Below are 21,859 nucleotides of genomic sequence, written 5' to 3' on the forward strand. Positions count from 1 at the left end.
TTCCACACCGGCCCCGCTACGCTAGGCCCTAGTTTGGAGTTGGTGCAGACTGCATCTTTTTTGTCTACACATTCCATTGTAGACAAAGCCTGCGTTTAACGATAGTTATACGCAGGTTTTGTTTTTACTTGGCGATATAGCACAAAATGGCGAGATACAAATTAGTTATAATTACATATCACATGTGTCAACAAGCAGGTTTAAGGAAAAGGTATCTTCCTTAAACCTGCTTTTATTTATGTTTTAAAAAGTGAGGCAACTATGAAACTTCCATATGGCTATGTTTTGATTGGCAAGGAAATCGTTATTCATGAAGAAAAGGCGGATGTTGTCCGTAGCATTTTTGATGATTACCTTGCCGGAGCCAGCTTAGGCAAGATTGTTGATCTGCTTTTCAAAAAAGGGGTGGTTTCTCCAACTGGAAAAGTAAAATGGACGAGGGCGGCCGTGGATAAACTTCTGGCGAACAAAAAATATATCCCCCTGGTTGGTATTAAGATATACATGGATACTCAGTTTGAGAAAGCTCGACGTTGCAATGTAGACTATGATAAAGCCGGGTATCCACGAAAGGCAGTCAGGTATCAGTCTCCAGTTTTTGATACAAAATGAGACTATACAGAACCCATTTCTCTTGTTATACTAAATAAAAAGGAGAATGGGCCATGAACGAGAATGAACTACATGAGCGATACATACGCTTGGCATTTCAATATGAGTCTGCCATTGATGCCCTTCTGACAAAAGGATTGGTCGATATAGAAGCGGCCGACGCCGCAAAAGAGAGATTCTATGATACATTGAATGAGGAAAAGCTGCGGACCACACAAAAAATCAGGGACTATCATGAGACCATCAGCCTGTATATGAGGATGCTGGCCTATGATGGCATGGTCTCCCTGACAGAATTGGCAAGGCAGTATTCCGATGAGTCGCCGGGATATGTAATCCAAAGCTGGATGCGCAGCCGCAACACATTAGAGTTTCTCCGCCAATGGGAAAATGACATGAATGAAGGTTTTGATGATAGGGCCTGTGAGGAACTGATTCATCAGGGACATACGACATCACTGACCATTACACCATCTCTGTGGATTCGAAAGACTCACGCTGTTGGGATACAGGTAAAGCAAGGTAAAGGTGGAGGCGTGAGTGCTTACCCTGAAATTGCTGCAGGCTTCCAGCTATGGATAGATCCGAAGGTTCGGTTGGCAATCGTTAGGAAACATATGTAAAACAGAAATTGATTAAAGTGCATGAGTGGATGGAGAATGGTATGTTTCGTATCAAACCAGTTTACTCCTTCCACCTGCTTATGAGTATGGGTACGATTTGCTTCTTTTCCACAATGCACTTTTCTTAAGCAGTGAGTATTCGATTGCCCGGTATGCATATCCGCAGGATTACTGAGGCGTGAAATATGGGTAATATCTCTGAATTAGAACGGCGTATTTCCATTCGCATTATACTGGAAGACGCTGAGATAATTTTCGCGCTACTATCAAGTGAACAAGATATTAGAGTATCACATAAAAGGAACGTCTCAAATACTAAAAGCTGATACATTACTTATTTGTTAATTATGGAGGGAGCAGCTGCTCCATCTACCAATGTGAAAGAAATCATTACAAAACGATTTTAAACAACTAAATTTGGAAATCTCAGTATGTGCCAGAGTTTGACAGATAGTTTAGTGGAGTGGTGTTGAATATGAGATTTGAAGTAGTTCAACGAGGACAAATCGAACGTGTTTTTACAAAAAATGTGATATACCTCCACAAAGACGGTTGGAATGACTGGTTTAAATATGAGACGATGTTTTATCTTTCCTATTCTGATGAAAAAGGGAATACAGTGGAGTTGGGGAGCATTAAGATCGGTCAGATAGGAATGGAGCAGAGGACCCCTGATTTGCCGAAAACTTTTGAAACGTTAACCGATTCGTTTTTTACACTGGGGCAAAGTGAAGATTATTATGAAAATGTCAAAAAACTGGAACACGGAGAACTACGAGAGGATATTTTAACTGCGTTAAGAGATATTGCGTATAATCTGACAATTTTTGAGGCAGTGAAACAGGAAAATGTCACGCGTGAATCTCTTATGCGCGATCTTGGCTCCAGAATCATCAGGGAACAATTTCATCGAATCGCTAACGGGGGCGCGAAATTGACCCCTTTTGATATATCCTACAAGCTCCCAGGTCAGGTCGGAACCGATTACCAACTGGAGTTTCATGTAGTCCCGGATTCCAACCCACCGACTAACATCCATGTATTGATTGGGAGAAACGGCGTCGGAAAGACCCATATGCTTACGTCAATGATACGTTGCCTTTCAACAGGCAACCAGGATGGGCAATATGGAAAATTCAGCTTTGAGCATCGCACAAAATTTTCAAATTTTGTATGTGTAGCTTTTAGCCCGTTTGATACCTACCCAATGCCGGATGACATAGAAGAGGATGAATATAGTGGAAAATACACATACATTGGTTTAGGCAGCGGGCAGGAGATACGGATGCAGCGGCTGGAGGAGCAGTTTATTGCGGCGCTGCGGTCATGTAATAAATATAAAGAAAAGCGCACATTATGGATTGCTACTATGACGCTACTGAACTCAGACCCCATTTTTGCGAACAATGGTGCCTCCGCGCTGCTGTCTCCACAAGGAACAGAGGAAGGTGAACTGGTTGTCTCTGCGCAAGAGCTATTTAGCCGTCTAAGCTCTGGCCATAAGGTGATTTTGCTGACCTTGACCTGTCTGGTAGCGATTACGATGGAACGCACTCTTGTGCTCATGGATGAGCCGGAAAATCATCTGCACCCACCGTTGCTCTCTGCATTTGTTCGGGCGTTATCTGCGTTGCTGATTCAAAAAAACGGACTGGCTATTATTTCTACGCACTCGCCTGTTATTTTGCAGGAAGTACCTAAAAACTGCATCTGGCAGCTTTACAGAAACAACACAATACTGCGTGCGGTACGACCAGAGCGAGAAACATTCGGTGAGAATGTTGGAGTCCTCATAAACGATGTCTTTGGGCTTGAAGTGACCCATTCTGGCTTTCATGGTATGTTACTTCAGATGGTTGAAGCGGGCTTAACATACGAGGAAATATTAAATAAATTCGATTTTCGGGTCGGTATGGAAGCGAGATCGATTTTGCGCATCCTGCTTGCAAATAGAGAGTATGGAGGTACCGAATGAGAAAACTGAACGCTCCCGGCGATTCGGTTCAAGATGTATTTTCGACGTGTATTGAAAGCTATCGGGATGCCGCGTTAAAAAACCGGCTCAGATCGATAGTTCCTGTTCTCTCTGATGAGGCATCGCGCTTTGAAGACTGTGTATTAACATCAAAGACCCATACTATTCCAACGGCGGACAATGTAGGCGGGGTGGTTAGCAAGGCTGAGATGTTGGACATTTATGAATCCAAGTTTGTAAAGGGGACTGGCCGGCCATATTACGATAAATATATGTCGCTCCCCACGAATGGAAAATGTCCATTCTGTGGGATTGGCACTGTGAGCACGTTGGATCACTATTTGCCGAAATCCAAATATCCTGCACTGGCAATCACACCTAAAAATATGATCCCGGCCTGTCGGGACTGTAATTTGGGAAAGAAAAGGACATTTTCTCCTCAGAACTCAGAGGAGGAACCGTTACATCCGTATTTTGACGATGTTGAACAGGATATCTGGCTGTCCGTGAGATTTGAAGTTGCGGGCAAAGAGTTAGTTCCTACCTATTTTGTGCGGAAACCTGTAGCGTGGAACGACTTGCTGTTCAGGCGGGTTGAGAATCATATGGTTTTATATAATCTATACACATCCTACGCAGTGCATGCCGCCGAAGAAATTACAGGCCGATCGGGTATATGGCATGTCTTTCTCGATAGATGTGGTGAAGATTTCCTTGCGGCATCCTTTCATGACGAGGCGGTTAGCAGGGAACAGTTGTTCTTAAATTCATGGCAGTCCGCACTTTACCGCGGATTGGAGGAGCATATTGATTTTGTAACCCAATGGCTGCGATTATGAACACCCCCACCTAATCCGAACAGTTCCCATGAAACTGACGGATTAGGTGGGGCGTTTTATGACTGAAAGATTTATCATAGCAAGGTTTTCGGCCATTTTCATATTTACGATGGAAATGAAATATAAAGGCACAAAAAGTTTGAAATCAGCTTTCAAAACTGAAATTTTCGGAATCCGAACCCCTATGTAGCATGAATACATGGCTCACCTTTAATACACTTTCGCCATTTGATATGGTATCCGGTTTTTCAATATGCGATGAGGTTGCCCTGTATATAGGATTTGATGGAAGAGTCAATCTCTCTTGAATCCTGTTTCAGAGGCATATCCCTTCGATAAAGTTATTCCGTTTTGAACGATGCGAAAAATGATTTGGCGACTGCATTGTTATGGGGGTTACAGAGATAGAAAATGACTGTACCATTGCATGCTCATAAAGTAACTGCCAGAAACGATGGAAGGCATATTGTGCCCCTAACCATTGTAGAACAGAAGTTCAAGTTCAGAATTGAGTTACATCCTTGCGCCTTTGAAAGTGGAGGTGATGAACTGTGTACTGTTCCTAATGCTTTGAATAAATTTATAAGATTTGGTCAATAATGAAGATATGGAATTTTGGGGTAAATGCTTTGCAACTGCATCTTTTTTGTCCACACAATACAAAACTAGAAATCGCTGCAGTTTTTACTGCGGCGATTTCTCATTGGATCGCCCCATCAGCTCTGCCGGTGGGGCGGCCCGTAAAAAGAGCTTTAATATCAAACATCGAGTGAAGTGAGCCGCTAACATGAACCTTCCACTAATAGAAATCTGCTATTAGAACGGTGATTGCCCGTTTACGGGCTGTATGGCAAGTGATGCAAGCGGAATAAATTTCCATGTATCTTGAGACGCTTGCCGGTAATAGGCTCTTATAGGGCCTACGCAAGCCTCCGGCTTAACCGGCGGTTATGGCTTGACCACAGACGGATTTTGCTTTGATTATCGGAAGGATTCCTCGTACGGGGAATCCTCTTTTGTTTATTGCAGCGCAGATCATGGGGCCGCACTCTTCAGCATCCTGTCCAGTCCCCAATGGCTGGAATCTGCTCACAGACATGTGCCGGGGCGGCGGACTGTTCCAGCTTGACCTGGAAGGGACGTCAAGCCAGAGAAGAAGCTTTTTATAATTCCGGCAGTGCCCAGCGGCGGTTGGTGGAAGAGTGGCCTGCTGCTTTGGGATTCGGATCGCTGATAACGAATTTTCCGCTCACCGATGCGCAGTTTTCATGCCGCAAAGTCCGGACCCTCCCGCCGGAAGAACAACCGTCTGCCTTGGCGGCTGGCTCTTATAAGAAATACCATACGCCTCTTCCGCCGTGCGTATTGAGCCGTTTAGGGCGGCAGAGCGGTTTCTTCCCACGAAAAGCGGCTTTTGCCTTGCGGGACATACTGCGCTGCAAGGCGGCGGAAAGGGGTTCCCTTTGTCGGGACGCGAGAGAACAAAACAGCCCCCCCTTCGGAATGCCCGAAGGGGGGCTGCGGATCTATCAGAGCTGCTTGACCGTGTAATACACCGCCAGGGCAAAGACCACTATGGCCAGGGCCCACATGGCGTAATAGGCGATGGTGCTGCTGAACAGAGCGATGGCCAGCGCCACGACGGACAGGCCGCAGGCCGCATAGATGGGCATGGGATCCGCGCCGGCAGTCAACACCTGAAGATTGCCCAGCTTGCCGCCATTCTTGTCCGCCTTGTTGGTGAGGAAAGCCGCTACGATCAGTACCACGATATAGACTACCGCAGCGATCCGGACATAGGTACCCAGGAAGATGCTGTCCAGCACCCGCCGGCAGACCCACAGGGCGATCAGGGAGGCACCCAGGATGGTCAGGGACCAGGAGCACTCCCGATCGTACAGATTCCACAGAATGCCCAGCAGCATGACCACCGGAACCACCACGCACAGGAAGGTGAGAGCGGAGTCGTAGAAGGTGCGGATCATCCAGGCGGAACCGCCCAGGAAAACGCCGGCGGCAAACACCGACCAGCCGATCCAGCGGCGCTTGGTTTGCTGGCGCCAGACGATGCCCAGGACCAGACCGATCACAGCCACTGCCGCACCCGCGGCCATCAGATAGGGCAGTGCGGCGTCGCATGCGAGAAGCTCATTGGCGGTGCCGTTCACATAGAAGCGGCGGATGACCAACAGATAGATCTCCGCCACGCAGCCGGCCAGAAAAAACTTGAGCGCGTTGTGCATGGGCTCGTTCCGCTTTACCGGCTTGGATTTACTGACAGGATTTTTGGACATATAGGACAACCTCCAGGGTGTTTGTTCCGAAAATAGCCGCGGGAAAACATGCGCTTCCGCTGGCATACCATGATAGTATAGCAGATATTTCGTGCCTTTGCAAGGGGAAGGAGCCAGACTTTTCCCTTTTTTCCAACAGGAGTCAGGATTGCCGGTTGAGATTTGCCCGGGGGCGTGGTATACTCCTCTATTATGAGATTTTTTGCGAAAAATACTGATGACAAGAGGAATTTGCTTATGAAACGTTTGGGCGCACTGCTGGCGTCACTGCTGCTGGCGGGGAGCCTGACCGCCTGCGGCGGCACTGCGGCGCAGGAGATGCAGAGCATACAGGTCTTCGCCATGGACACGGTGATGGGCCTGCGGGCCTGCGGCGGGGAGACGGAGGCGGCGCTTGCGGCGGCGGAAGACGAGATCTACCGCCTGGATGAGGCGCTCTCCCGCACCCGGGAGGACAGCGCAGTGTCCCGGTTGAACAGCGCGGCGGGGGGGACGCCGGTGGATGTGGGGGAGGAACTCCGCGACCTGATTGCCCGGGCCCTGGATTTCAGCGCTGCCACAGACGGGGCCTTTGACATCACCCTGGCGCCGGTGTCCTCTGCCTGGGGCTTTACGGAGGACACCTACCGGGTGCCGGAGGACGCTGAACTGGCGTTGCTGCTGCCCTGCGTGGGGGCGGAGCATGTCCACCTGGAGGAGGGGACTGCTGTCTCGCTGGACCAGGGCACCCGGATTGACCTGGGAGCCATTGCCAAGGGGTATGCCAGCGACTGGATGGCTGCGATTTACCAGGAGCACGGCATCACCCACGGCATCGTGGACCTGGGTGGGAACACCTGGGTCTGCGGCGGGAACTTGGAGGGGGAGCCCTGGCAGATCGGCATTCAGGACCCGGCCCGGTCCGCGGGGGCTTTGGCGGGGATCCTGGAGGCGTCGGACGCCTTTGCCGTCACCTCCGGCGGCTATCAGCGGTATTTTGAGGAAAATGGACAGCTCTATCACCATATCATTGATCCTGCCACCGGCCGCCCGGCGGAGAGCGGACTTACCTCCGTCACCGTGGTGGCGGATGGGGCCGCGGGCAACGGCACGATGTGCGACGCCCTCTCCACGGCCCTGTTCGTCATGGGGGAGGACCGGGCGCTGGAGCTCTGGCGCAGCGGCGTCTATGACTTTGACCTGATCTTGGTGACAGAGGACGGCCGGCTGCTGGCGACTGCGGGCATCGCGGACCGGTTCCGTCCGGACGATTCGGCGGGGTATGCGTATGAAATCGTCTCCTAAGCTGCGGCCAAACGGCTGGGATGCGTTGGCGGCGGCCGCTGTGCTGGCGCTGGCGGTGGCCTGCGCGGCTCTGTTCTGGACTGGGGGAGAGGAAATAGGCCCGCTGACGGCGGTAGTGTCTGCGAACGGCGAGCCGGTGGATCGGGTGGTGCTGGCGGACCTGTCGGGACCGGAGGAGCGGACCTATACGTCCAACGGCTACACCCTCCGGGTGGCCTTTGGGCCAGAGTCTGCCCAGGTGACGGTGTCCGACTGCCCCACCCAGGACTGCGTCCACATGGGGGAGATCACCCGCGGGGGACAGAGCATCGTGTGCCTGCCCGCCCGGATCGTCGTGCAGCTGGAGGGCGGCGCGGCGGCGGATGACGGCGTGGATCTGGTGATCGGATAAGGAGGCGCCATGAAACTGACGACGAGACAGTTGACGCTGTGCGCGGTGCTGACGGCCATGGCGCTGGCGCTCAGCTATCTGGAGAACTTCTTCCCCTTGTCCCTGGCCATCCCCATTCCGGGGATCAAGCTGGGACTGGCCAACATCGTGACGCTGTTCGCCCTGTACGCCCTGGGACCGGGGCAGGCGCTGCTGATCCTGCTGGCCCGGTGCCTGCTGGGGGCGGTCTTTGCAGGAAACATGAACGCGCTGATTTTTTCCCTGCTGGGGGGCGTGACGGCCATGGGGGTGATGATCGCCCTCTCCCGGCTGAAGCGCCTCTCCGTCTACGGAGTGTCTGTGGGCGGAGCAGCGGCCCACAACTGCGGCCAGGTGGCCGCAGCTGTGCTGACGCTGGGCAACACGGCGCCGCTGTACTACCTGCCGGTGCTGCTGGGGGTGTCCCTCTTTACCGGGGCATTGACGGGGCTGATCGCCGCCTGCCTGTTCCGGGCGCTGGCACATACAAGACTGTGGGGGGTGTGAGCGGATGGACAAGCGGGATCAGAGCAAAAAGGACGAGATCATCCTGCGGCAGCTGGAGGTGATCCGCTCTATGACGGAGCACAACCTCAGCCGCATGGGCGCGGACTTCTGGGGCACTCCGACACCGGAGAAGCATGTGCCTGTGGCTCCGCTGCCGGAGAAAGAAAAAAGGATCCCGCCGGCAGACGGCGGGGAGAAAAAGGCGCCAGAGGCGGCAGAACAGAAACAGGAAGACACCGCCAAAGCTCCCCCCAAAGAGAACATCGAGGATCTGCAGAAGGAGCTGGACAGCTATGTGGGCCTCAGTGCGGTGAAGCGGGAGGTGAAAGACCTCATCAATCTGGCGGCGGTGGAGCGTCTGCGCCGGCAGCACGGCCTGCCCACAGCGGACATGAGTCTCCACATGGTGTTTTCCGGCAATCCCGGCACGGGAAAGACCACCATCGCCCGGCTGATGGCACGGGTTTACCACAGCCTGGGCATCTTGTCCAAGGGGCAGCTGGTGGAGGTAGACCGCAGCGGGCTGGTGGCGGGCTACGTGGGACAGACAGCCATCAAGACCCGGAAGGTCATCGACTCCGCTCTGGGGGGTGTGCTGTTCATCGACGAGGCATACGCCCTCAACGGCGGCGGGGCCAACGACTTCGGCCAGGAGGCCATCGACACGCTGCTGAAGGCCATGGAGGACCACCGGGACGACCTGGTGGTGATCGTCGCGGGCTACGACGGGCTGATGGACGAGTTCATCCACTCCAATCCGGGACTGGAGTCCAGGTTCAACCGCTTCCTCCACTTTGCAGATTACACGGCGGAGGAACTGCTGGCCATCTTCCGGATGCAGTGTGAAAAAGGGTGCTACATTCTGGAGCCGGAGGCGGAGGCGCCGCTGCGCTCCCTGCTGGAAAGGCGGATGGCGGATGCGGCCTCCTTCGGCAACGCCCGGGGCGTGCGAAACCTGTTTGAGCAGATCCTGGTCCGGCAGGCGGGCCGTCTGGCGGGACAGGCGTCCGTCAACCGGGAGGACCTGACGCGGATCACCGCCGCAGATGTGGAGGCAGTGGGCCGGGCAAATGATTTGGAGGCGAAAGAGCGTTGAAGGTTTTGATCTTACATCCCAGCAGCCGATATGACCGGTATCTGCCCGATATTCCCGCTGCGGGGCGGATGGAGCTGGTGTTCACGGACCGGGAGGGGCCGGAGGAGCGCTGGCTGGCAGCCGGCGGCGATGCGGAGGCTTTGGTGGCCGCACCGGTGACGCCGGTGACAGAGGAACTGATCGCCCGGATGCCGCATCTCAAGCTGATCCACAGCGACGGGGTGGGCTACGACCGGATTGACCTGGCGGCGGCCCGGGAGGGGGGCATCTATGTGTGCAACTGCGCCGGGTGCAACGCAGGCCCCGTGGCGGAGCTGGCGGTGACGCTGATGAGCATGCTGCTGCACCGGACGCTGTGGGGAGACCGGATGGTGCGGGCCGGGCAGCAGCATGAGGCGGTGAACGAGCTGGCAGCCCATGTGCCGGAAGATCTGTCCACCTGCCGGGTGGGGCTGGTGGGCTTCGGCGCCATCGGCCAGGCTACGGCGCAGCGGCTGCGGGCCAACGGCAGCGAGGTGTTTTACTACGCCCGGCACCGGCAGGATCCGGCTGTGGAGGAGGCGTACGGCGCCCGGTATCTGCCCCTGTACGAGCTGGCGGAGACCTGTGACATCATCAGCCTCCATCTGCCCGCCACGCCGGAGAGCACCCACCTGCTGGACCGGGCGTTCTTCGGCCGGATGCGGCCGGGGAGCTATCTGGTGAACACCGCTCGGGGCGCGGTGATCGACGATGCGGCCCTGTGCGAGGCTATCCGCTCCGGCCGTCTGGCGGGGGCGGCGCTGGACGCCTATGACCCGGAGCCTGTGACGGCGGAGCACCCGCTGGTGCGGCTGGCGGCGGAGTGCCCGGACCGGCTGATCCTCTGCCCCCACCAGGGCGGGATCAGCCATGCGGCGTTCCGGGAGGCCGCGCGGATGGTGTTTGCGGATCTGGAAAAGCTGATGGACGGCAAGCGTCCGGAACGGGTGGTCAACGGCCTGTAACTGGCGCTGATGGAGATTAAGAGGCCGGAAGAGGAGAGGCACTATGCGCGTACCAGAGCACTGCACAGCGGATGCGGGGATGTTCTTCGACGGCCATCCGGCGGAGCTGGCGCTGTATGAAGCGCTGTTCCGGCGGATGGACGGGGCGTTTCCGGAGGGAACCGTCAAGGTGCAGAAAAGCCAGATCAGCTTTTACGGCCGGCATCTGTTCGCTGCGGCATCTCTGCCGGTGCGGCGGCGGAAGGACTGGCCGAAGATGTGCCTGATGGTGACCGTTGGACTGCCGTACCGGCTGGACTCGCCCCGGGTGGTGGCGGCCTCGGAGCCGTATCCCGGCCGCTGGACCCACCATGTCTTGGTGACAGAGGCGGACCAGATCGACGAAGAGCTGATGGGCTGGCTGCGGGAGGCATGGGACTTTGCGGAGAGCAAGCGATGAGATACACACGGGAAGAGCTGGCGGAGGCCCGGCGATCCATCGACTCCACCCTGCGCAAGTGTGAGAAGGCGCTGGAGAAGCTGCGACCGGGCACGTCGCCCCACACGCTGACGGTACGGCGCATCCGGGCGTTCCGGATCGCCTTGGCGCTGATCGACCGGGAGATGGACGGGACGGAGATTCCCGGTCCGGAAGGGAAGGAGGACCTATGAGCCACTATGCCTACGGATACTGCGGGATGCCCTGCGCCCTCTGTACCCGCTGCCGGACAGAGGGAAGCAGCCGGTGTCCCGGCTGCTCCTGCGACGGATACTACACCGTGCCCTGCAAGGTCCACCGCTGCGTCCGGGAAAAGGGACTGGACCACTGCGGACAGTGCGGGGACTTCCCCTGCCCGAAGCTGGGGAAGATGGGGGATTTCCGGGACCTGGATACGGGCCGCGTGAAGGAGCGGACCTGCCGGGCCGTGGCGGCGGAGGGCCTGCCCGCCTGGCTGGCGGAGTATGAGGAAAAGGCGGACCTGCTGACGGTGGCGCTGGAGCGGTACAACAACGGCAGGATGAAGCGGTATCTCTGCGAGCTGTTCCTGCAGCAGGACCTGGACACCCTGCGGCGGATCATGGCCCGGGCGGAGGCATTGGAAGGAGCGGATTCCAAGGAGCTGGGCCGGGCCTTCCAGGCGCTGGTGGGGGAGATGCTGGAATCGTGAGCGGGGCGCTGAACAGAAAAAAAGCCACCGGAGCAAATGCTCCGGTGGCTTTGATGTTCGCTTATTCCAGCTCGAAGGCACCAGTGTACAGCTGATAGTACAGTCCGTGCTGGCGGATCAGATCGTCGTGGTCGCCCCGCTCCACGATCCGGCCGTGGTCCAGCACCATGATGGCGTTGGAGTTGCGGACGGTGGAGAGCCGGTGGGCGATGACGAACACCGTCCGGCCATACATCAGGGAGTCCATGCCCTGCTGAACGATGGCCTCCGTCCGGGTGTCGATAGAGCTGGTGGCCTCATCCAGGATCATCACCGGCGGGTCTGCCACGGCTGCCCGGGCAATGGCCAGCAGCTGCCGCTGGCCTTGGGACAGATTGGCGCCGTTGCCGGTGAGCATGGTGTCGTACCCCTGGGGCAGGCGGCGGATGAAGTCGTCGGCATTGGCCAGGGCGGCGGCCGCCTCCACCTCTTCATCCGTGGCATCCAGATTGCCGTAGCGGATGTTCTCCCGGACGGTGCCGGTGAAGAGGTTGGTGTCCTGCAGCACGATGCCCAGGCTGCGCCGCAGGTCCGGCTTGCGGATGTTGTTGATGGAGATGCCGTCGTAACGGATCTTGCCGTCGGCAATGTCGTAGAACCGGTTGATCAGGTTGGTGATGGTGGTCTTGCCGGCGCCGGTGGCACCCACGAAGGCCAGCTTCTGGCCAGGCTTGGCAAAGAGGCTGATGTCGTGGAGGATGGTCTTGCCCTCCTCATAGGCGAAGTCCACATGGTCGAACCGCACGTCGCCGGAGAGCTTGATGAGGTAGTAGTCCTCGCTCTCGACATTCCGGACCGGGCCCAGGATGGGGCGGTAGAAGGCCTTGCCGTGCTCCTGGTATTTCCAGGCCCAGGCCTCGTCTTTTCCAGCCTCGGGGGCCTTCAGCTCCGTGAAGGAGCCGTCCGCCTCTTCCCGCACAGGGACCATCACCATGTCAGTGCTGTGGGGGACCCTCCAGGCCCAGAGGTTGGTGCGCTTCTCGGACTCCTCCAGTTGGTGGCCCTCTTTGTCATAGGACACGTTTACCAGCGTCACAGTGCCGTGGTCCTCCTCCGGCTCCTCGTCCATCAGGGCGAAGATCCGCTCCGCGCCGGCCAGGGCCATGATGATGGAGTTGAACTGCTGGGAGATCTGGTTGATGGGGTTGGAAAAGCTCTTGGACAGCTGCAGGAAGCTGGCAATAACGCCCAGGGTGATGGTGGTGTCCACCCCGCTGAGGGCCAGAGCGCCGCCCACCATAGCCACGATCACGTACTGGACATTGCCGATGTTCACCATGATAGGCATCAGGATGCTGGCGTAGGTGTGGGCTTTGTCCGCGCTGTGGAACATTTCGTCGTTGACCCGGTCAAAGCCGTCCTGGGCCTCCTGCTCATGGCAGAAGACCTTGACCACTTTCTGACCGTTGATCATCTCCTCGATATAACCGTTGAGGGCGCCCAGGGTGCTCTGCTGGCGGAGGAAATAGCGGCCGCTGCGGCCGGCCAGGAACCGTGTCACCACCAGGGCGAAGCAGACGCACACCAGGACCACAACCGTGAGCAGGGCGTTGGTGAACAGCATACCCAGGAAGGTGACCAGGATGGTCATAGAGGAGTTGATGACCTGGGGGATGCTCTGGGCGAACATCTGCCGCAGGGTGTCCACATCGTTGGTGTAGACGCTCATCACGTCGCCGTGGGCGTGGGTGTCAAAATACTTGATAGGCAGGGTCTGCATGTGGCCGAACAGGTCGTCCCGAATGGTTTTCTGTACGCCCTGGGACACCACGATCATGTTCCGGTTATAGGCGTAAGCGCACAGGGCACCCACCAGGAACAGGCAACCCATCATCACCAGGGCCCGCACCAGGCCGGAAAAGTCTGGATCCGCCGCACCCAGCAGGGGGGTGATATAGTCGTCGATCAGACTGCCCAGAAACAGAGAGCCCGCCACGTTGGCGATGGCACTGACCAGAATGCACACCAGAACAATGATGAAGCGGGCCTTGTACCCCCGTTTGATATAGCCCATCAGGCGGCCGACAATGTGCCGGCGATGGCCGGGCGCCTTGGCGCCGCTGCGGATCTGCTTACTGCTCATTGTCACTGCCTCCTTTCATTTGGGACTCATAGGTCTCGCGGTAGATATCACAGGTTTTCAGCAATTCGTCGTGGGTACCCATGGCCACGATCTGTCCGCCGTCCATCACCAGGATCTTGTCGGCGTCCTCGATGGAGGAGACCCGCTGGGCGATGATGAACTTGGTGGTATCCGGGATCTCCTCCAGAAACGCTTTGCGGATCAGGGCGTCGGTCTTGGTGTCCACGGCGGAGGTGGAGTCGTCCAGGATCAGGATCTTGGGGTGCTTCAGCAGGGCCCGGGCGATGCAAAGCCGCTGCTTCTGCCCGCCGGAGACGTTGGAGCCGCCCTGCTCGATATAGGTGTCGTACTTGTCGGGGAACTCCTGGATAAAGGAGTCCGCCTGGGCCAGCTGGCACATCCGGACCATCTCCTCGTCAGTGGCGTCCTTTTTGCCCCAGCGGAGATTATCCTTGATGGTGCCGGAGAACAGCACGTTCTTCTGCAGCACCATGGCCACCTGGTCCCGCAGGGCGTCCATATCGTAGTCCCGGACGTCCGCGCCGCCCACCAGGACGCGGCCCTCAGTGGCGTCGTACAGACGGGGGATCAGCTGGACCAGGGTGGTCTTGGAGGTGCCGGTGCCGCCCAGGATACCTACGGTCTCACCGGACTTCACCGTGAGGTTCACGTTCTTCAGGCACTCCTTGCTGGGGTCCTTGGCGTAGGAGAAGCTGACGTTCTCAAACACCACGGAGCCGTCCTTGACCTCTTCGATGGGCTGGGAGCCGTTCTTCAGATCGCTCTCCTCGTTCAGGATCTCTGTGATCCGCTCTGCGGAGGCCCGGGCCATGATGATCATAGTCAGTACCATGGAGAGCATCATCAGGCTCATCAGCATCATCATGATGTAGCTGAACATACTGGTCAGCTGGCCGGTGGTCATGCTGCCGCCCACGATCAGGTTGGCGCCGATCCAGGACACGGAGATCATGCAGGCATACACACAGATCTGCATCAGAGGCATATTGAAGGCCAGGATGCGCTCCGCCTTGGAGAAGTCCATGTAGATCTCCTGGGAGACCTTGCCGAACTTCTCTACTTCATGGTCCTCCCGAACAAAGGACTTCACCACCCGGATGCCCAGCAGGTTCTCCTGCACCACGTTGTTCAGGTGGTCATAGCGCTTGAAGACCCGTTCAAAAATGGGGTGGGCCCTGGTCATGATGAGCGCCAGGCCGATGCCCAGGATCGGGATGACCACCAGGAAGATCAGTGCCAGCTTGGGGTTGATGCGCAGGGTGAGTACCCAGGCGCAGATCAACATGATGGGGGACCGGACCGCGATACGGATGACCATCATAAAAGCCATCTGGACGTTGGTCACGTCTGTGGTCAGGCGGGTGATGATGCCGCTGGTGGAGAACTTGTCAATGTTGGCAAAGGAGAACTTCTGGACATTCCGATACATCTCCCGCCGCAGATTCCGCGCGAAGCCCGTAGAGGCCTTGGCGCCGAAACGGCCGGACAGTCCGCCGCAGATCAGCGCCAGAACAGCCATTCCCACCACGGTGAGGCCGTAGGCGGCAATATGGTGCATGCTGCCGGCCTTGACCCCCTCGTCCAGCAGCTTGCCGGTCATCAGGGGGATCAACACGTCAAACGCCACTTCGCCGATGACGAAGATGGGCGTCAGGATGGTGGCTGGCCAGAACTCCTGAATACAGCTGGCCAGGCTCCTTTTTTTCTTCATAGAATACCTCCTTGTGTCTTTGCTGTGCCGGGGGGAAGCGATTGAGCCGCTTCCCGGCGGGGCCCGGTTGGTCAAATGAGATTTTGCTTCAGCTTTTCCGCGATGGCCAGGAACTGGTCAATCTCCTCCTGAGAGATGCCTCTGGTCAGCGTCGCCTCTGTGGCGGCGATCCGCCGCTCTGCCTCCTGATTCAGCGCCTGCGCCCGGAGTGTGGGCGTGATCCGCTTCATCCGGGCGTCCCTGACCCCCATAGAGCGCTGGACGAGGCCCTCGTCCTCCAGCCGCTTCAGCAGCCGGGAGGCGGTGGAGCTGCGGATGCAGAGGGCGCGCTCCAGATCCTTTTGATAGATTTCCCGGCCCTGGCTGTGGCAGAGATAACCGATCAAAACGCCCTCGATCTCCGTCAGCATGCTCTGGGGATGGTCGGCAGGCCCCCAAAGCCGTCTGCGCAGGAGATTGGACAGTGCCTTGATCTCATACCCGACGTACCGCTCATGCTGCATGGAAACACCTCCTCCAACTGAACAGGATTATATTTTAGTTAGCAAACTAGCAAATGTCAAGAAGCAATCTGCCAAAATTTCTACGGGTCTTCCTTTAAAATTCGGCAGGCACCGAAAGAGAAGGAGGCGCCCCACACCGAAGGGCGGGGCGCCTCTGAAAAAACGGGTTGGAGGCTGCTGTTCAGCGGCCGCCCCGGGGGCGGTCCGGCAGGAAACAGAGGCAACCGGCCTGACGGCTGGCGTTCAGGTCGATGAGCCGCTGGTTGGAGCTGCCCCGGAACCGGAGGGTCAGGTCCTTCAGCTCCTCTACGAAGCGGCCGTCCACCAGCACATCCAACAGGGAGAGCATCTCGTCTGTCACCTCGCAGCGGGGATGAGTGCCGTCCGAGGTAAGCTCCTCATAGGTGAAGCCGGAGAAGCCCCAGATGGTCTTGTCCGGATACATCTGCCGGACCCGCCGGAGAAAGGGCACCAGGGCCCGCTGGTTCTCCGGTTCAAAGGGCTCGCCCCCCAGCAGTGTCAGGCCGTTGATGTAGACAGGGGAGAGCAGGGAGAGCAAATAATCCTCCGTCTCGGTGGTAAAGGGCTGGCCGTAGCAGAAGTCCCAGGTTTGGGGCTGAAAGCAGTTCTTGCAGTGATTGGTGCAGCCGGAGACGAACAGGGTGACCCGCACTCCCTCGCCATTGGCAATGTCGCAGTTTTTGATCTCACCGTAGTACATGACAGCCCTCCTGCTATTCCTCAAAATGGGCGCCCGCAGGCGCCCATTTGAGTTTGATCGTTTTTCCCGGGGACATGCGCCTCGGGAAAAACACCGCTCAGTTTGTAAGTGTGCGAGCGAAGCGAGTGCGCGCACAAACTGCAATCTCTTCGTTCAAAAGGCTTTGCCTTTTGAACGAAATATTTTACAGGTGCAGCACCCGGTCCCGGATCTCCTGAGTCCGGCCCTGGTTCCAGAACTGGGTTCCGATGTAGCCGCAGGTCCGGCGGGCCACATTCATCTTGTCCTGGTCTGTGTTGCCGCACTGGGGGCACTTCCAGATCAGCTTGCCGTTCTCCTCCGCGATCTGGATCTCGCCGTCCCAGCCGCACACCTGGCAATAGTCGGACTTGGTGTTCAGTTCGGCGTAGATGATGTTTTCATAGATGAACTTCATCACCTGGAGCACCGCCTCCAGGTTGTTCTGCATGTCCGGCACCTCCACGTAGCTGATGGCGCCGCCGGGAGACAGGGCCTGGAACTGGGCCTCAAACTTCAGCTTGTCGAAAGCGTTGATATCTTCTGTCACATGGACGTGGTAGCTGTTGGTGATGTAGCTCTTGTCAGTGACGCCCTCGATGATGCCGAAGCGGCGCTGCAGGCTCTTGGCAAATTTATAGGTGGTGGACTCCAGAGGCGTACCGTAGAGGGAGAAATCGATATCGCTCTCCTCCTTCCACTTCCTGCAGGCGTCGTTCATGTACTGCATCACCTGCAGGGCGAAGGGGGTGGCGGAGGGGTCCGTATGGCTCTTGCCGGTCATGTACTTCACGCACTCGTAGAGGCCGGCGTAGCCCAGGGAGATGGTGGAGTAGCCGTGGTAGAGCAGCTTGTCGATGGTCTCGCCCTTCTTCAGCCGGGCGCAGGCGCCGTACTGCCACAGAATCGGGGCCACGTCGGAGAGAGTGCCCTTCAGCCGATTGTGCCGGCACATCAGGGCACGGTGGCACAGCTCCAGGCGTTCGTCAAAGATCTTCCAGAACTTGTCCAGGTCGCCGCCGGAGGACAGGGCCACATCGGGCAGATTGATGGTCACCACGCCCTGATTGAAGCGGCCGTAGTACTTGTGCTTGCCAGGCTCATAATTGCCGGCGTTTGCGATGTTGCCGATGCCGGCATCTGTGAAGCGGTCCGGCGTCAGGAAGGAGCGGCAGCCCATGCAGGTATACACATCGCCCTTCAGCTCCAGCATTTTCTTGGCAGAGATGTAGTCGGGCACCATCCGGCGGGCGGTGCACTTGGCCGCCAGCTTGGTCAGGTAATAATAGGGGGAATCCTCGTGGACGTTATCCTCCTCCAGCACATAGATCAGCTTGGGGAAGGCGGGAGTGATCCACACGCCCTTTTCGTTCTTCACGCCCTGGTAGCGCTGCTCCAGGGTTTCCTCAATGATGAGGGCCAGATCCTTTTTCTCCTGCTCATTCTTGGCCTCACCCAGGTACATGAACACCGTCACGAAGGGGGCCTGGCCATTGGTGGTCAGCAGGGTCAGCACTTGGTACTGGATGGTCTGGACGCCGCGGCGGACCTCATCCCGCAGACGGGTCTCCACCAGCTCCTCGATCTTCTCCCGGGTGGGCCGGATGCCCAGGGCCTCCATCTCCTGCTCCACCAGCCGGCGGATCTTCTTCCGGCTCACATCCACGAAGGGGGCCAGGTGGGCCAGGGAGATAGACTGCCCGCCGTACTGGTTGGAAGCCACCTGAGCGATGATCTGAGTGGCAATGTTGCAGGCGGTGGAGAAGCTGTGGGGCCGCTCGATCAGGGTGTCCGTGATGACGGTGCCGTTCTGAAGCATATCCTCCAGATTCACCAGGTCACAGTTGTGCATGTGCTGGGCGTAGTAGTCCGAGTCATGGAAGTGGATGATGCCCTCCCGATGGGCCTCCACGATGTCGGCGGGCAGCAGCAGCCGCTCGCTCAGGTCCCGGGAGACCTCGCCGGCCATGTAGTCCCGCTGGGTGGAGTTCACCACCGGGTTCTTGTTGGAGTTCTCCTGCTTGGCCTCCTCGTTGCAGCACTCGATGAGGCTGAGGATCTTCTCGTCGGTGGTATTGCTCTTGCGGACCAGAGAGCGGACATAGCGGTAGGTGATGTAGTTCTTGGCCACCTCATAGGCCCCGTGAGCCATGATCTGGGACTCCACCAGGTCCTGAATCTCCTCCACAGAGGGGGAGCGGTTCATCTTCTGACAGCTGAGTTCCACGGACTCCGCGATCCGCTGGATCTGGACCGGGGTCATCCGGGCGTCCTCCTCGATAGTGTTGTTGGCCTTGGTGATGGCGGCGATGATCTTCGTGATGTCGAAGATGACCTCCGTGCCGTTCCGCTTCATGACTTTCATGGGACTCTCCGCCTCTCTTGTAGAATCAATCTCAATTGTAATATATCTAGTAAGCATTGTTATCATACCACACTAGATATGGGATGAAAAGTTGCATTTACCATAGTGTCTTCCAAAATTCGGCGAGGAAATTTGTGCGTTCCGGAGAAAAGCTGTCGATGCGGAAAAACCGCCCCGTGCGGCAGGGCGCGGAGCGGTCGGGATCCGGAGAACAGTCAGGTCAGCTCTGTGTATTTGGCGGCGCTGCCCCGGGCCTTTTCCACCGGGTACTTGGCGGCGTTCTGATCCACCTTGGCGTTCAGGATCTCATCCAGATCCAGGCCGCACACATCGGCCATCAGGACGCAGTAGCTCAGCACATCCGCCAGCTCCTCCCGGATGCGGCCCAGCTTGTCCCGGCATTCCAGGTCCGCGCCGCTCCACTGGAATATCTCCAGCAGCTCCGCCGCCTCCAGGGACAGGGAGATGGCCAGGTCCTTGGGGGTGTGGAACTGCCGCCACTCCCGGTCGTCCCGGAACTGGATCACCCGACGGATCGTCTCATCCCGCAGCATGGATGTCAACTCCTTTTCCATAAAATCAGGATTCACTCCGCCCGGACAGCCCAGCGCAGCTTGGTGGAGTGGGCCCGGGGGTTCCGGCGGCACTCCTGAGGGGAGGGACGGGTGACCTCCTGGGCGATGTCGCTGTAAAGCCCCTCCCGGTACTGCTGGCGGAAGGCCTGCTTCACCAGCCGGTCCTCCCCGGAGTGAAAGGTGAGGATGGCCGCCCGCCCGCCGGGCTTCAGCACATGGGGGAGCTTTTCCAGAAAGGCGTACAGCACCTCGAACTCACTGTTCACGTCGATCCGCAGCGCCTGGAAGGTCCGCTGACAGGACTTCTTCACCGCCTCCTTCCGCTCCCCGGCGGGGAGGAAAGACAGCGCCCCCTCAATGAGGGCGTACAGCTGGCGGGTGGTATCCACAGTGCCGCCCCGGCGGAACACCTGAATGACGGCCTTTGCGATGCGGTCCGCGTAGGGCTCGTCGGAATTTTCCGCCAGCAGGTTCTCCAGCTCCTCCTGGTCCAGCTGCCGCAGCCGCTCCGCCGCGGTGACGCCGGAGGAGGGGTCCAGCCGCAGGTCCAGGGGACCGTCCTGCTTGAAGGTAAAGCCCCGGGCCGGGTCGTCGATCTGCATGGAGGAGACGCCTAAATCCGCCAGCACGAAGTCGAAGAGCACGCCGGGGGCCACCTGGTCCACGTCGGCGAAATTCCGATGCTGGATGGTGAGGAGCTCCGGCCCGAAGCCCGCAGATGCCAGCCGGGCGCGGGTCTTTTCCATCTCGATGGGGTCCACGTCCGTGGCATATAGGTGTCCTTGCCCCTGGAGCTGTGCCAGCATCCGGCGGGTGTGGCCGCCGTAGCCCAGCGTGGCGTCGTAGCCGGTCTGGCCCGGCTGGATCTGAAGGACCTCCAGGATCTCGTCTACCAGAATGGGGATGTGCATCCCTGCCGGGGTCTTGCCGCTCTCGATGATCTTTTCTACATCAGAGCGGTAGTTCTCCGGGTCATGCTCTTTGTACTTCTCCTGAAAGGTGCGGGGGTGGGTGCCCTTGTACCGGGGGCGGCGCTTGTGCTCCTGCTCCATGGGATCAACTCCTTCTCTGAACCGCTATCATATCACAGCCGCAGCCAAAAGAAAAGTCCCGCCGCATTGACAGAGCGGCGGGGACCGGATACAATAGACATTCAGCAAGGAGGCAGATTTTTATGGTAACTTTGGCACAGCGCATTGAGGAGCTGCGGACCGCCAGGGGCCTGAGCCGTCCGGCTCTTGCCGCCGCCCTGGGCTTCCCCCGCACGGCGATTGAAAAGTTTGAGACGGGCCGCCAGACCCCCACCCAGGACCAGCAGAACAAGCTGGCGTCCTACTTCGGCGTGTCCCTCTTCTATCTCCGGGGAGAGACCAACGACACCACCCAGATGTCCGACTGGATGGACGGGGCGTTTCTGGACGAGCCCGCCCCGGTTCCGGCCCCCAGGCGGGCGGCAGTGAAGCCGGCGGTGGCGGCGTCCTCCGGCGGGGAGGGCGGCACCATGTTCGACGCGTTCCTCACCAGCAAGAAATTCCAGGAGGCACTGCGCACCGCGGTGCTGGATACTCTCCGCACGCCGGAGGGCCAGGAGCTCCTGACCAAGGCCATCCGGAAAGAGCTGGCGAATCGGCAGAAGTGATGTGCGGCGGCGAAAGGGGCGGGGGATCGTGATCTCCCATCCTGTGTGTGCTCCGGGTGTATGGGGGAGGCGAAATGCGGCCGGAGGGAAAATCCGCGGAACGTTTGCCAACATCCGCTGCGCATAATACCATACAGAAATCAGGAGGGAACTGACGGATACAGACTGGGGGGCAGGCTCAGATGAAGAATGTTCTGTATATAATCAAAGTGGTGGCACTGGCCTGTGCGGCCGGAGTGATTATGACGATCCTGGGGGCTTTTCCGCCTCTGTCGTTCCTGTATAACTGGCTTGTGGGCCACGGCCTGCAAAATGTATGGGTTGGACTGATGGCCGGTGTCATCGCCATCTGCGTGTCCCTGTACAATATGCACCACGCGAAAAAGAAACGGAAGTGAGCGATTTGCGCTC

The 21,859-nt window shown here is 57.8% G+C and carries 22 protein-coding genes; 14 read left to right on the forward strand and 8 right to left on the reverse strand.

All coding sequences use genetic code 11. The features are described 5' to 3' along the window. Positions 1-261: 261 nt before the first annotated feature. The 4 genes from OCV80_RS06155 (at position 262) to OCV80_RS06170 (ending at position 4,049) form a co-directional block, all read left to right on the forward strand. Positions 262-612, forward strand: a complete 351-nt coding sequence (locus OCV80_RS06155; protein ID WP_119310695.1) for a recombinase family protein — start codon at positions 262-264, stop codon at positions 610-612. Between the two features lie 53 nt (positions 613-665). Next, the gene (locus OCV80_RS06160) at positions 666-1,235 is read left to right on the forward strand and encodes a KilA-N domain-containing protein (protein WP_119310696.1); all 570 of its coding nucleotides are present in this window, start codon (positions 666-668) and stop codon (positions 1,233-1,235) included. Positions 1,236-1,710: 475 nt separating this feature from the next. Beyond that, positions 1,711-3,210, forward strand: a complete 1,500-nt coding sequence (locus OCV80_RS06165) for an AAA family ATPase (protein ID WP_136891548.1) — start codon at positions 1,711-1,713, stop codon at positions 3,208-3,210. Then, on the forward strand, positions 3,207-4,049 hold the full coding sequence (locus tag OCV80_RS06170) for an HNH endonuclease (RefSeq protein WP_119310698.1): 843 nt from the start codon (positions 3,207-3,209) through the stop codon (positions 4,047-4,049). The genes OCV80_RS06165 and OCV80_RS06170 overlap by 4 nt, the downstream gene beginning before the upstream one ends. 1,529 nt (positions 4,050-5,578) lie before the next feature. Here OCV80_RS06170 and OCV80_RS06175 read toward each other — a convergent pair. Beyond that, entirely contained in the window at positions 5,579-6,343 is a 765-nt protein-coding gene (locus tag OCV80_RS06175) for a hypothetical protein (RefSeq protein WP_021748627.1), read from the reverse strand. Positions 6,344-6,580: 237 nt separating this feature from the next. Between OCV80_RS06175 and OCV80_RS06180 the strand changes: the two genes are divergently transcribed. From OCV80_RS06180 to OCV80_RS06215, 8 genes are read left to right on the forward strand one after another with little or no spacing between them, the layout of a single operon-like run. Then, a complete protein-coding gene (locus OCV80_RS06180; protein WP_160117403.1) occupies positions 6,581-7,627 on the forward strand; it encodes an FAD:protein FMN transferase in 1,047 nt (348 codons plus the stop codon). Then, positions 7,611-8,018 carry a NusG domain II-containing protein gene (locus OCV80_RS06185; protein WP_021748624.1) on the forward strand — a complete coding sequence of 136 codons (408 nt, stop codon included), beginning with the start codon at positions 7,611-7,613 and terminating at the stop codon, positions 8,016-8,018. Before OCV80_RS06180 ends, OCV80_RS06185 begins: the two co-directional genes overlap by 17 nt. A gap of 9 nt (positions 8,019-8,027) precedes the next feature. Continuing rightward, positions 8,028-8,543: a Gx transporter family protein gene (locus OCV80_RS06190; protein WP_119310700.1), complete on the forward strand. Its 516-nt coding sequence runs from the start codon at positions 8,028-8,030 to the stop codon at positions 8,541-8,543. Positions 8,544-8,547: 4 nt separating this feature from the next. After that, complete coding sequence (locus OCV80_RS06195; protein ID WP_119310701.1) at positions 8,548-9,639, forward strand: AAA family ATPase; 1,092 nt, start codon at positions 8,548-8,550, stop codon at positions 9,637-9,639. 5 nt (positions 9,640-9,644) lie between these two features. Next, entirely contained in the window at positions 9,645-10,625 is a 981-nt protein-coding gene (locus OCV80_RS06200; protein ID WP_145985061.1) for a 2-hydroxyacid dehydrogenase, read from the forward strand. 43 nt (positions 10,626-10,668) lie between these two features. Further along, the gene (locus OCV80_RS06205) at positions 10,669-11,064 is read left to right on the forward strand and encodes a DUF5655 domain-containing protein (RefSeq protein WP_119310703.1); all 396 of its coding nucleotides are present in this window, start codon (positions 10,669-10,671) and stop codon (positions 11,062-11,064) included. Continuing rightward, positions 11,061-11,276 carry a hypothetical protein gene (locus tag OCV80_RS06210; protein ID WP_021748619.1) on the forward strand — a complete coding sequence of 72 codons (216 nt, stop codon included), beginning with the start codon at positions 11,061-11,063 and terminating at the stop codon, positions 11,274-11,276. The genes OCV80_RS06205 and OCV80_RS06210 overlap by 4 nt, the downstream gene beginning before the upstream one ends. Beyond that, positions 11,273-11,773, forward strand: a complete 501-nt coding sequence (locus OCV80_RS06215; protein ID WP_119310704.1) for a DUF3795 domain-containing protein — start codon at positions 11,273-11,275, stop codon at positions 11,771-11,773. Before OCV80_RS06210 ends, OCV80_RS06215 begins: the two co-directional genes overlap by 4 nt. Positions 11,774-11,834: 61 nt before the next feature. Here OCV80_RS06215 and OCV80_RS06220 read toward each other — a convergent pair whose 3' ends face one another. The 7 genes from OCV80_RS06220 to rsmH form a co-directional block, all read right to left on the reverse strand. Next, complete coding sequence (locus tag OCV80_RS06220; protein ID WP_021748617.1) at positions 11,835-13,895, reverse strand: ABC transporter ATP-binding protein; 2,061 nt, start codon at positions 13,893-13,895, stop codon at positions 11,835-11,837. Next, positions 13,885-15,627: an ABC transporter ATP-binding protein gene (locus tag OCV80_RS06225; protein WP_119310705.1), complete on the reverse strand. Its 1,743-nt coding sequence runs from the start codon at positions 15,625-15,627 to the stop codon at positions 13,885-13,887. The genes OCV80_RS06220 and OCV80_RS06225 overlap by 11 nt, the downstream gene beginning before the upstream one ends. A 71-nt stretch (positions 15,628-15,698) precedes the next feature. Then, positions 15,699-16,130, reverse strand: a complete 432-nt coding sequence (locus OCV80_RS06230; protein ID WP_021748615.1) for a MarR family winged helix-turn-helix transcriptional regulator — start codon at positions 16,128-16,130, stop codon at positions 15,699-15,701. A gap of 181 nt (positions 16,131-16,311) precedes the next feature. After that, positions 16,312-16,851, reverse strand: a complete 540-nt coding sequence (nrdG, locus tag OCV80_RS06235) for an anaerobic ribonucleoside-triphosphate reductase activating protein (RefSeq protein WP_021748614.1) — start codon at positions 16,849-16,851, stop codon at positions 16,312-16,314. 184 nt (positions 16,852-17,035) lie between these two features. Beyond that, positions 17,036-19,234 (reverse strand): anaerobic ribonucleoside-triphosphate reductase, encoded by a 2,199-nt coding sequence (nrdD, locus tag OCV80_RS06240; RefSeq protein WP_036628056.1) that lies wholly within the window; start codon positions 19,232-19,234, stop codon positions 17,036-17,038. 215 nt (positions 19,235-19,449) lie between these two features. Further along, positions 19,450-19,788, reverse strand: a complete 339-nt coding sequence (locus tag OCV80_RS06245; RefSeq protein ID WP_036628054.1) for a nucleotide pyrophosphohydrolase — start codon at positions 19,786-19,788, stop codon at positions 19,450-19,452. Positions 19,789-19,820: 32 nt separating this feature from the next. Then, a complete protein-coding gene (gene rsmH / locus OCV80_RS06250; RefSeq protein WP_136891552.1) occupies positions 19,821-20,861 on the reverse strand; it encodes a 16S rRNA (cytosine(1402)-N(4))-methyltransferase RsmH in 1,041 nt (346 codons plus the stop codon). A gap of 122 nt (positions 20,862-20,983) precedes the next feature. On the opposite strand from rsmH, the gene OCV80_RS06255 reads away from it, so the two are divergent. Together OCV80_RS06255 and OCV80_RS06260 are read left to right on the forward strand one after the other, a co-directional pair. Then, positions 20,984-21,448, forward strand: coding sequence for a helix-turn-helix domain-containing protein (locus OCV80_RS06255; protein ID WP_021748609.1), 465 nt, complete (start codon positions 20,984-20,986; stop codon positions 21,446-21,448). 182 nt (positions 21,449-21,630) lie between these two features. Beyond that, a complete protein-coding gene (locus OCV80_RS06260) occupies positions 21,631-21,846 on the forward strand; it encodes a hypothetical protein (RefSeq protein ID WP_021748608.1) in 216 nt (71 codons plus the stop codon). Positions 21,847-21,859 lie beyond the last annotated feature (13 nt).

This window comes from Oscillibacter acetigenes, assembly GCF_025567605.1.
In the GTDB taxonomy this organism is placed as follows: Bacteria; Bacillota; Clostridia; order Oscillospirales; family Oscillospiraceae; genus Oscillibacter; species Oscillibacter welbionis.

What these genes read in the sequence shown, in the direction of transcription:
- OCV80_RS06155 (WP_119310695.1), top strand. Translation starts at nt 262, where the DNA reads ATGAAACTTCCATATGGCTATGTTTTGATTGGCAAGGAAATCGTTATT.
- OCV80_RS06160 (WP_119310696.1), top strand. Translation starts at nt 666, where the DNA reads ATGAACGAGAATGAACTACATGAGCGATACATACGCTTGGCATTTCAA.
- OCV80_RS06165 (WP_136891548.1), top strand. Translation starts at nt 1,711, where the DNA reads ATGAGATTTGAAGTAGTTCAACGAGGACAAATCGAACGTGTTTTTACA.
- OCV80_RS06170 (WP_119310698.1), top strand. Translation starts at nt 3,207, where the DNA reads ATGAGAAAACTGAACGCTCCCGGCGATTCGGTTCAAGATGTATTTTCG.
- OCV80_RS06175 (WP_021748627.1), bottom strand. Translation starts at nt 6,343, where the DNA reads ATGTCCAAAAATCCTGTCAGTAAATCCAAGCCGGTAAAGCGGAACGAG.
- OCV80_RS06180 (WP_160117403.1), top strand. Translation starts at nt 6,581, where the DNA reads ATGAAACGTTTGGGCGCACTGCTGGCGTCACTGCTGCTGGCGGGGAGC.
- OCV80_RS06185 (WP_021748624.1), top strand. Translation starts at nt 7,611, where the DNA reads ATGAAATCGTCTCCTAAGCTGCGGCCAAACGGCTGGGATGCGTTGGCG.
- OCV80_RS06190 (WP_119310700.1), top strand. Translation starts at nt 8,028, where the DNA reads ATGAAACTGACGACGAGACAGTTGACGCTGTGCGCGGTGCTGACGGCC.
- OCV80_RS06195 (WP_119310701.1), top strand. Translation starts at nt 8,548, where the DNA reads ATGGACAAGCGGGATCAGAGCAAAAAGGACGAGATCATCCTGCGGCAG.
- OCV80_RS06205 (WP_119310703.1), top strand. Translation starts at nt 10,669, where the DNA reads ATGCGCGTACCAGAGCACTGCACAGCGGATGCGGGGATGTTCTTCGAC.
- OCV80_RS06210 (WP_021748619.1), top strand. Translation starts at nt 11,061, where the DNA reads ATGAGATACACACGGGAAGAGCTGGCGGAGGCCCGGCGATCCATCGAC.
- OCV80_RS06215 (WP_119310704.1), top strand. Translation starts at nt 11,273, where the DNA reads ATGAGCCACTATGCCTACGGATACTGCGGGATGCCCTGCGCCCTCTGT.
- OCV80_RS06220 (WP_021748617.1), bottom strand. Translation starts at nt 13,895, where the DNA reads ATGAGCAGTAAGCAGATCCGCAGCGGCGCCAAGGCGCCCGGCCATCGC.
- OCV80_RS06225 (WP_119310705.1), bottom strand. Translation starts at nt 15,627, where the DNA reads ATGAAGAAAAAAAGGAGCCTGGCCAGCTGTATTCAGGAGTTCTGGCCA.
- OCV80_RS06230 (WP_021748615.1), bottom strand. Translation starts at nt 16,130, where the DNA reads ATGCAGCATGAGCGGTACGTCGGGTATGAGATCAAGGCACTGTCCAAT.
- nrdG (WP_021748614.1), bottom strand. Translation starts at nt 16,851, where the DNA reads ATGTACTACGGTGAGATCAAAAACTGCGACATTGCCAATGGCGAGGGA.
- nrdD (WP_036628056.1), bottom strand. Translation starts at nt 19,234, where the DNA reads ATGAAAGTCATGAAGCGGAACGGCACGGAGGTCATCTTCGACATCACG.
- OCV80_RS06245 (WP_036628054.1), bottom strand. Translation starts at nt 19,788, where the DNA reads ATGCTGCGGGATGAGACGATCCGTCGGGTGATCCAGTTCCGGGACGAC.
- rsmH (WP_136891552.1), bottom strand. Translation starts at nt 20,861, where the DNA reads ATGGAGCAGGAGCACAAGCGCCGCCCCCGGTACAAGGGCACCCACCCC.
- OCV80_RS06255 (WP_021748609.1), top strand. Translation starts at nt 20,984, where the DNA reads ATGGTAACTTTGGCACAGCGCATTGAGGAGCTGCGGACCGCCAGGGGC.
- OCV80_RS06260 (WP_021748608.1), top strand. Translation starts at nt 21,631, where the DNA reads ATGAAGAATGTTCTGTATATAATCAAAGTGGTGGCACTGGCCTGTGCG.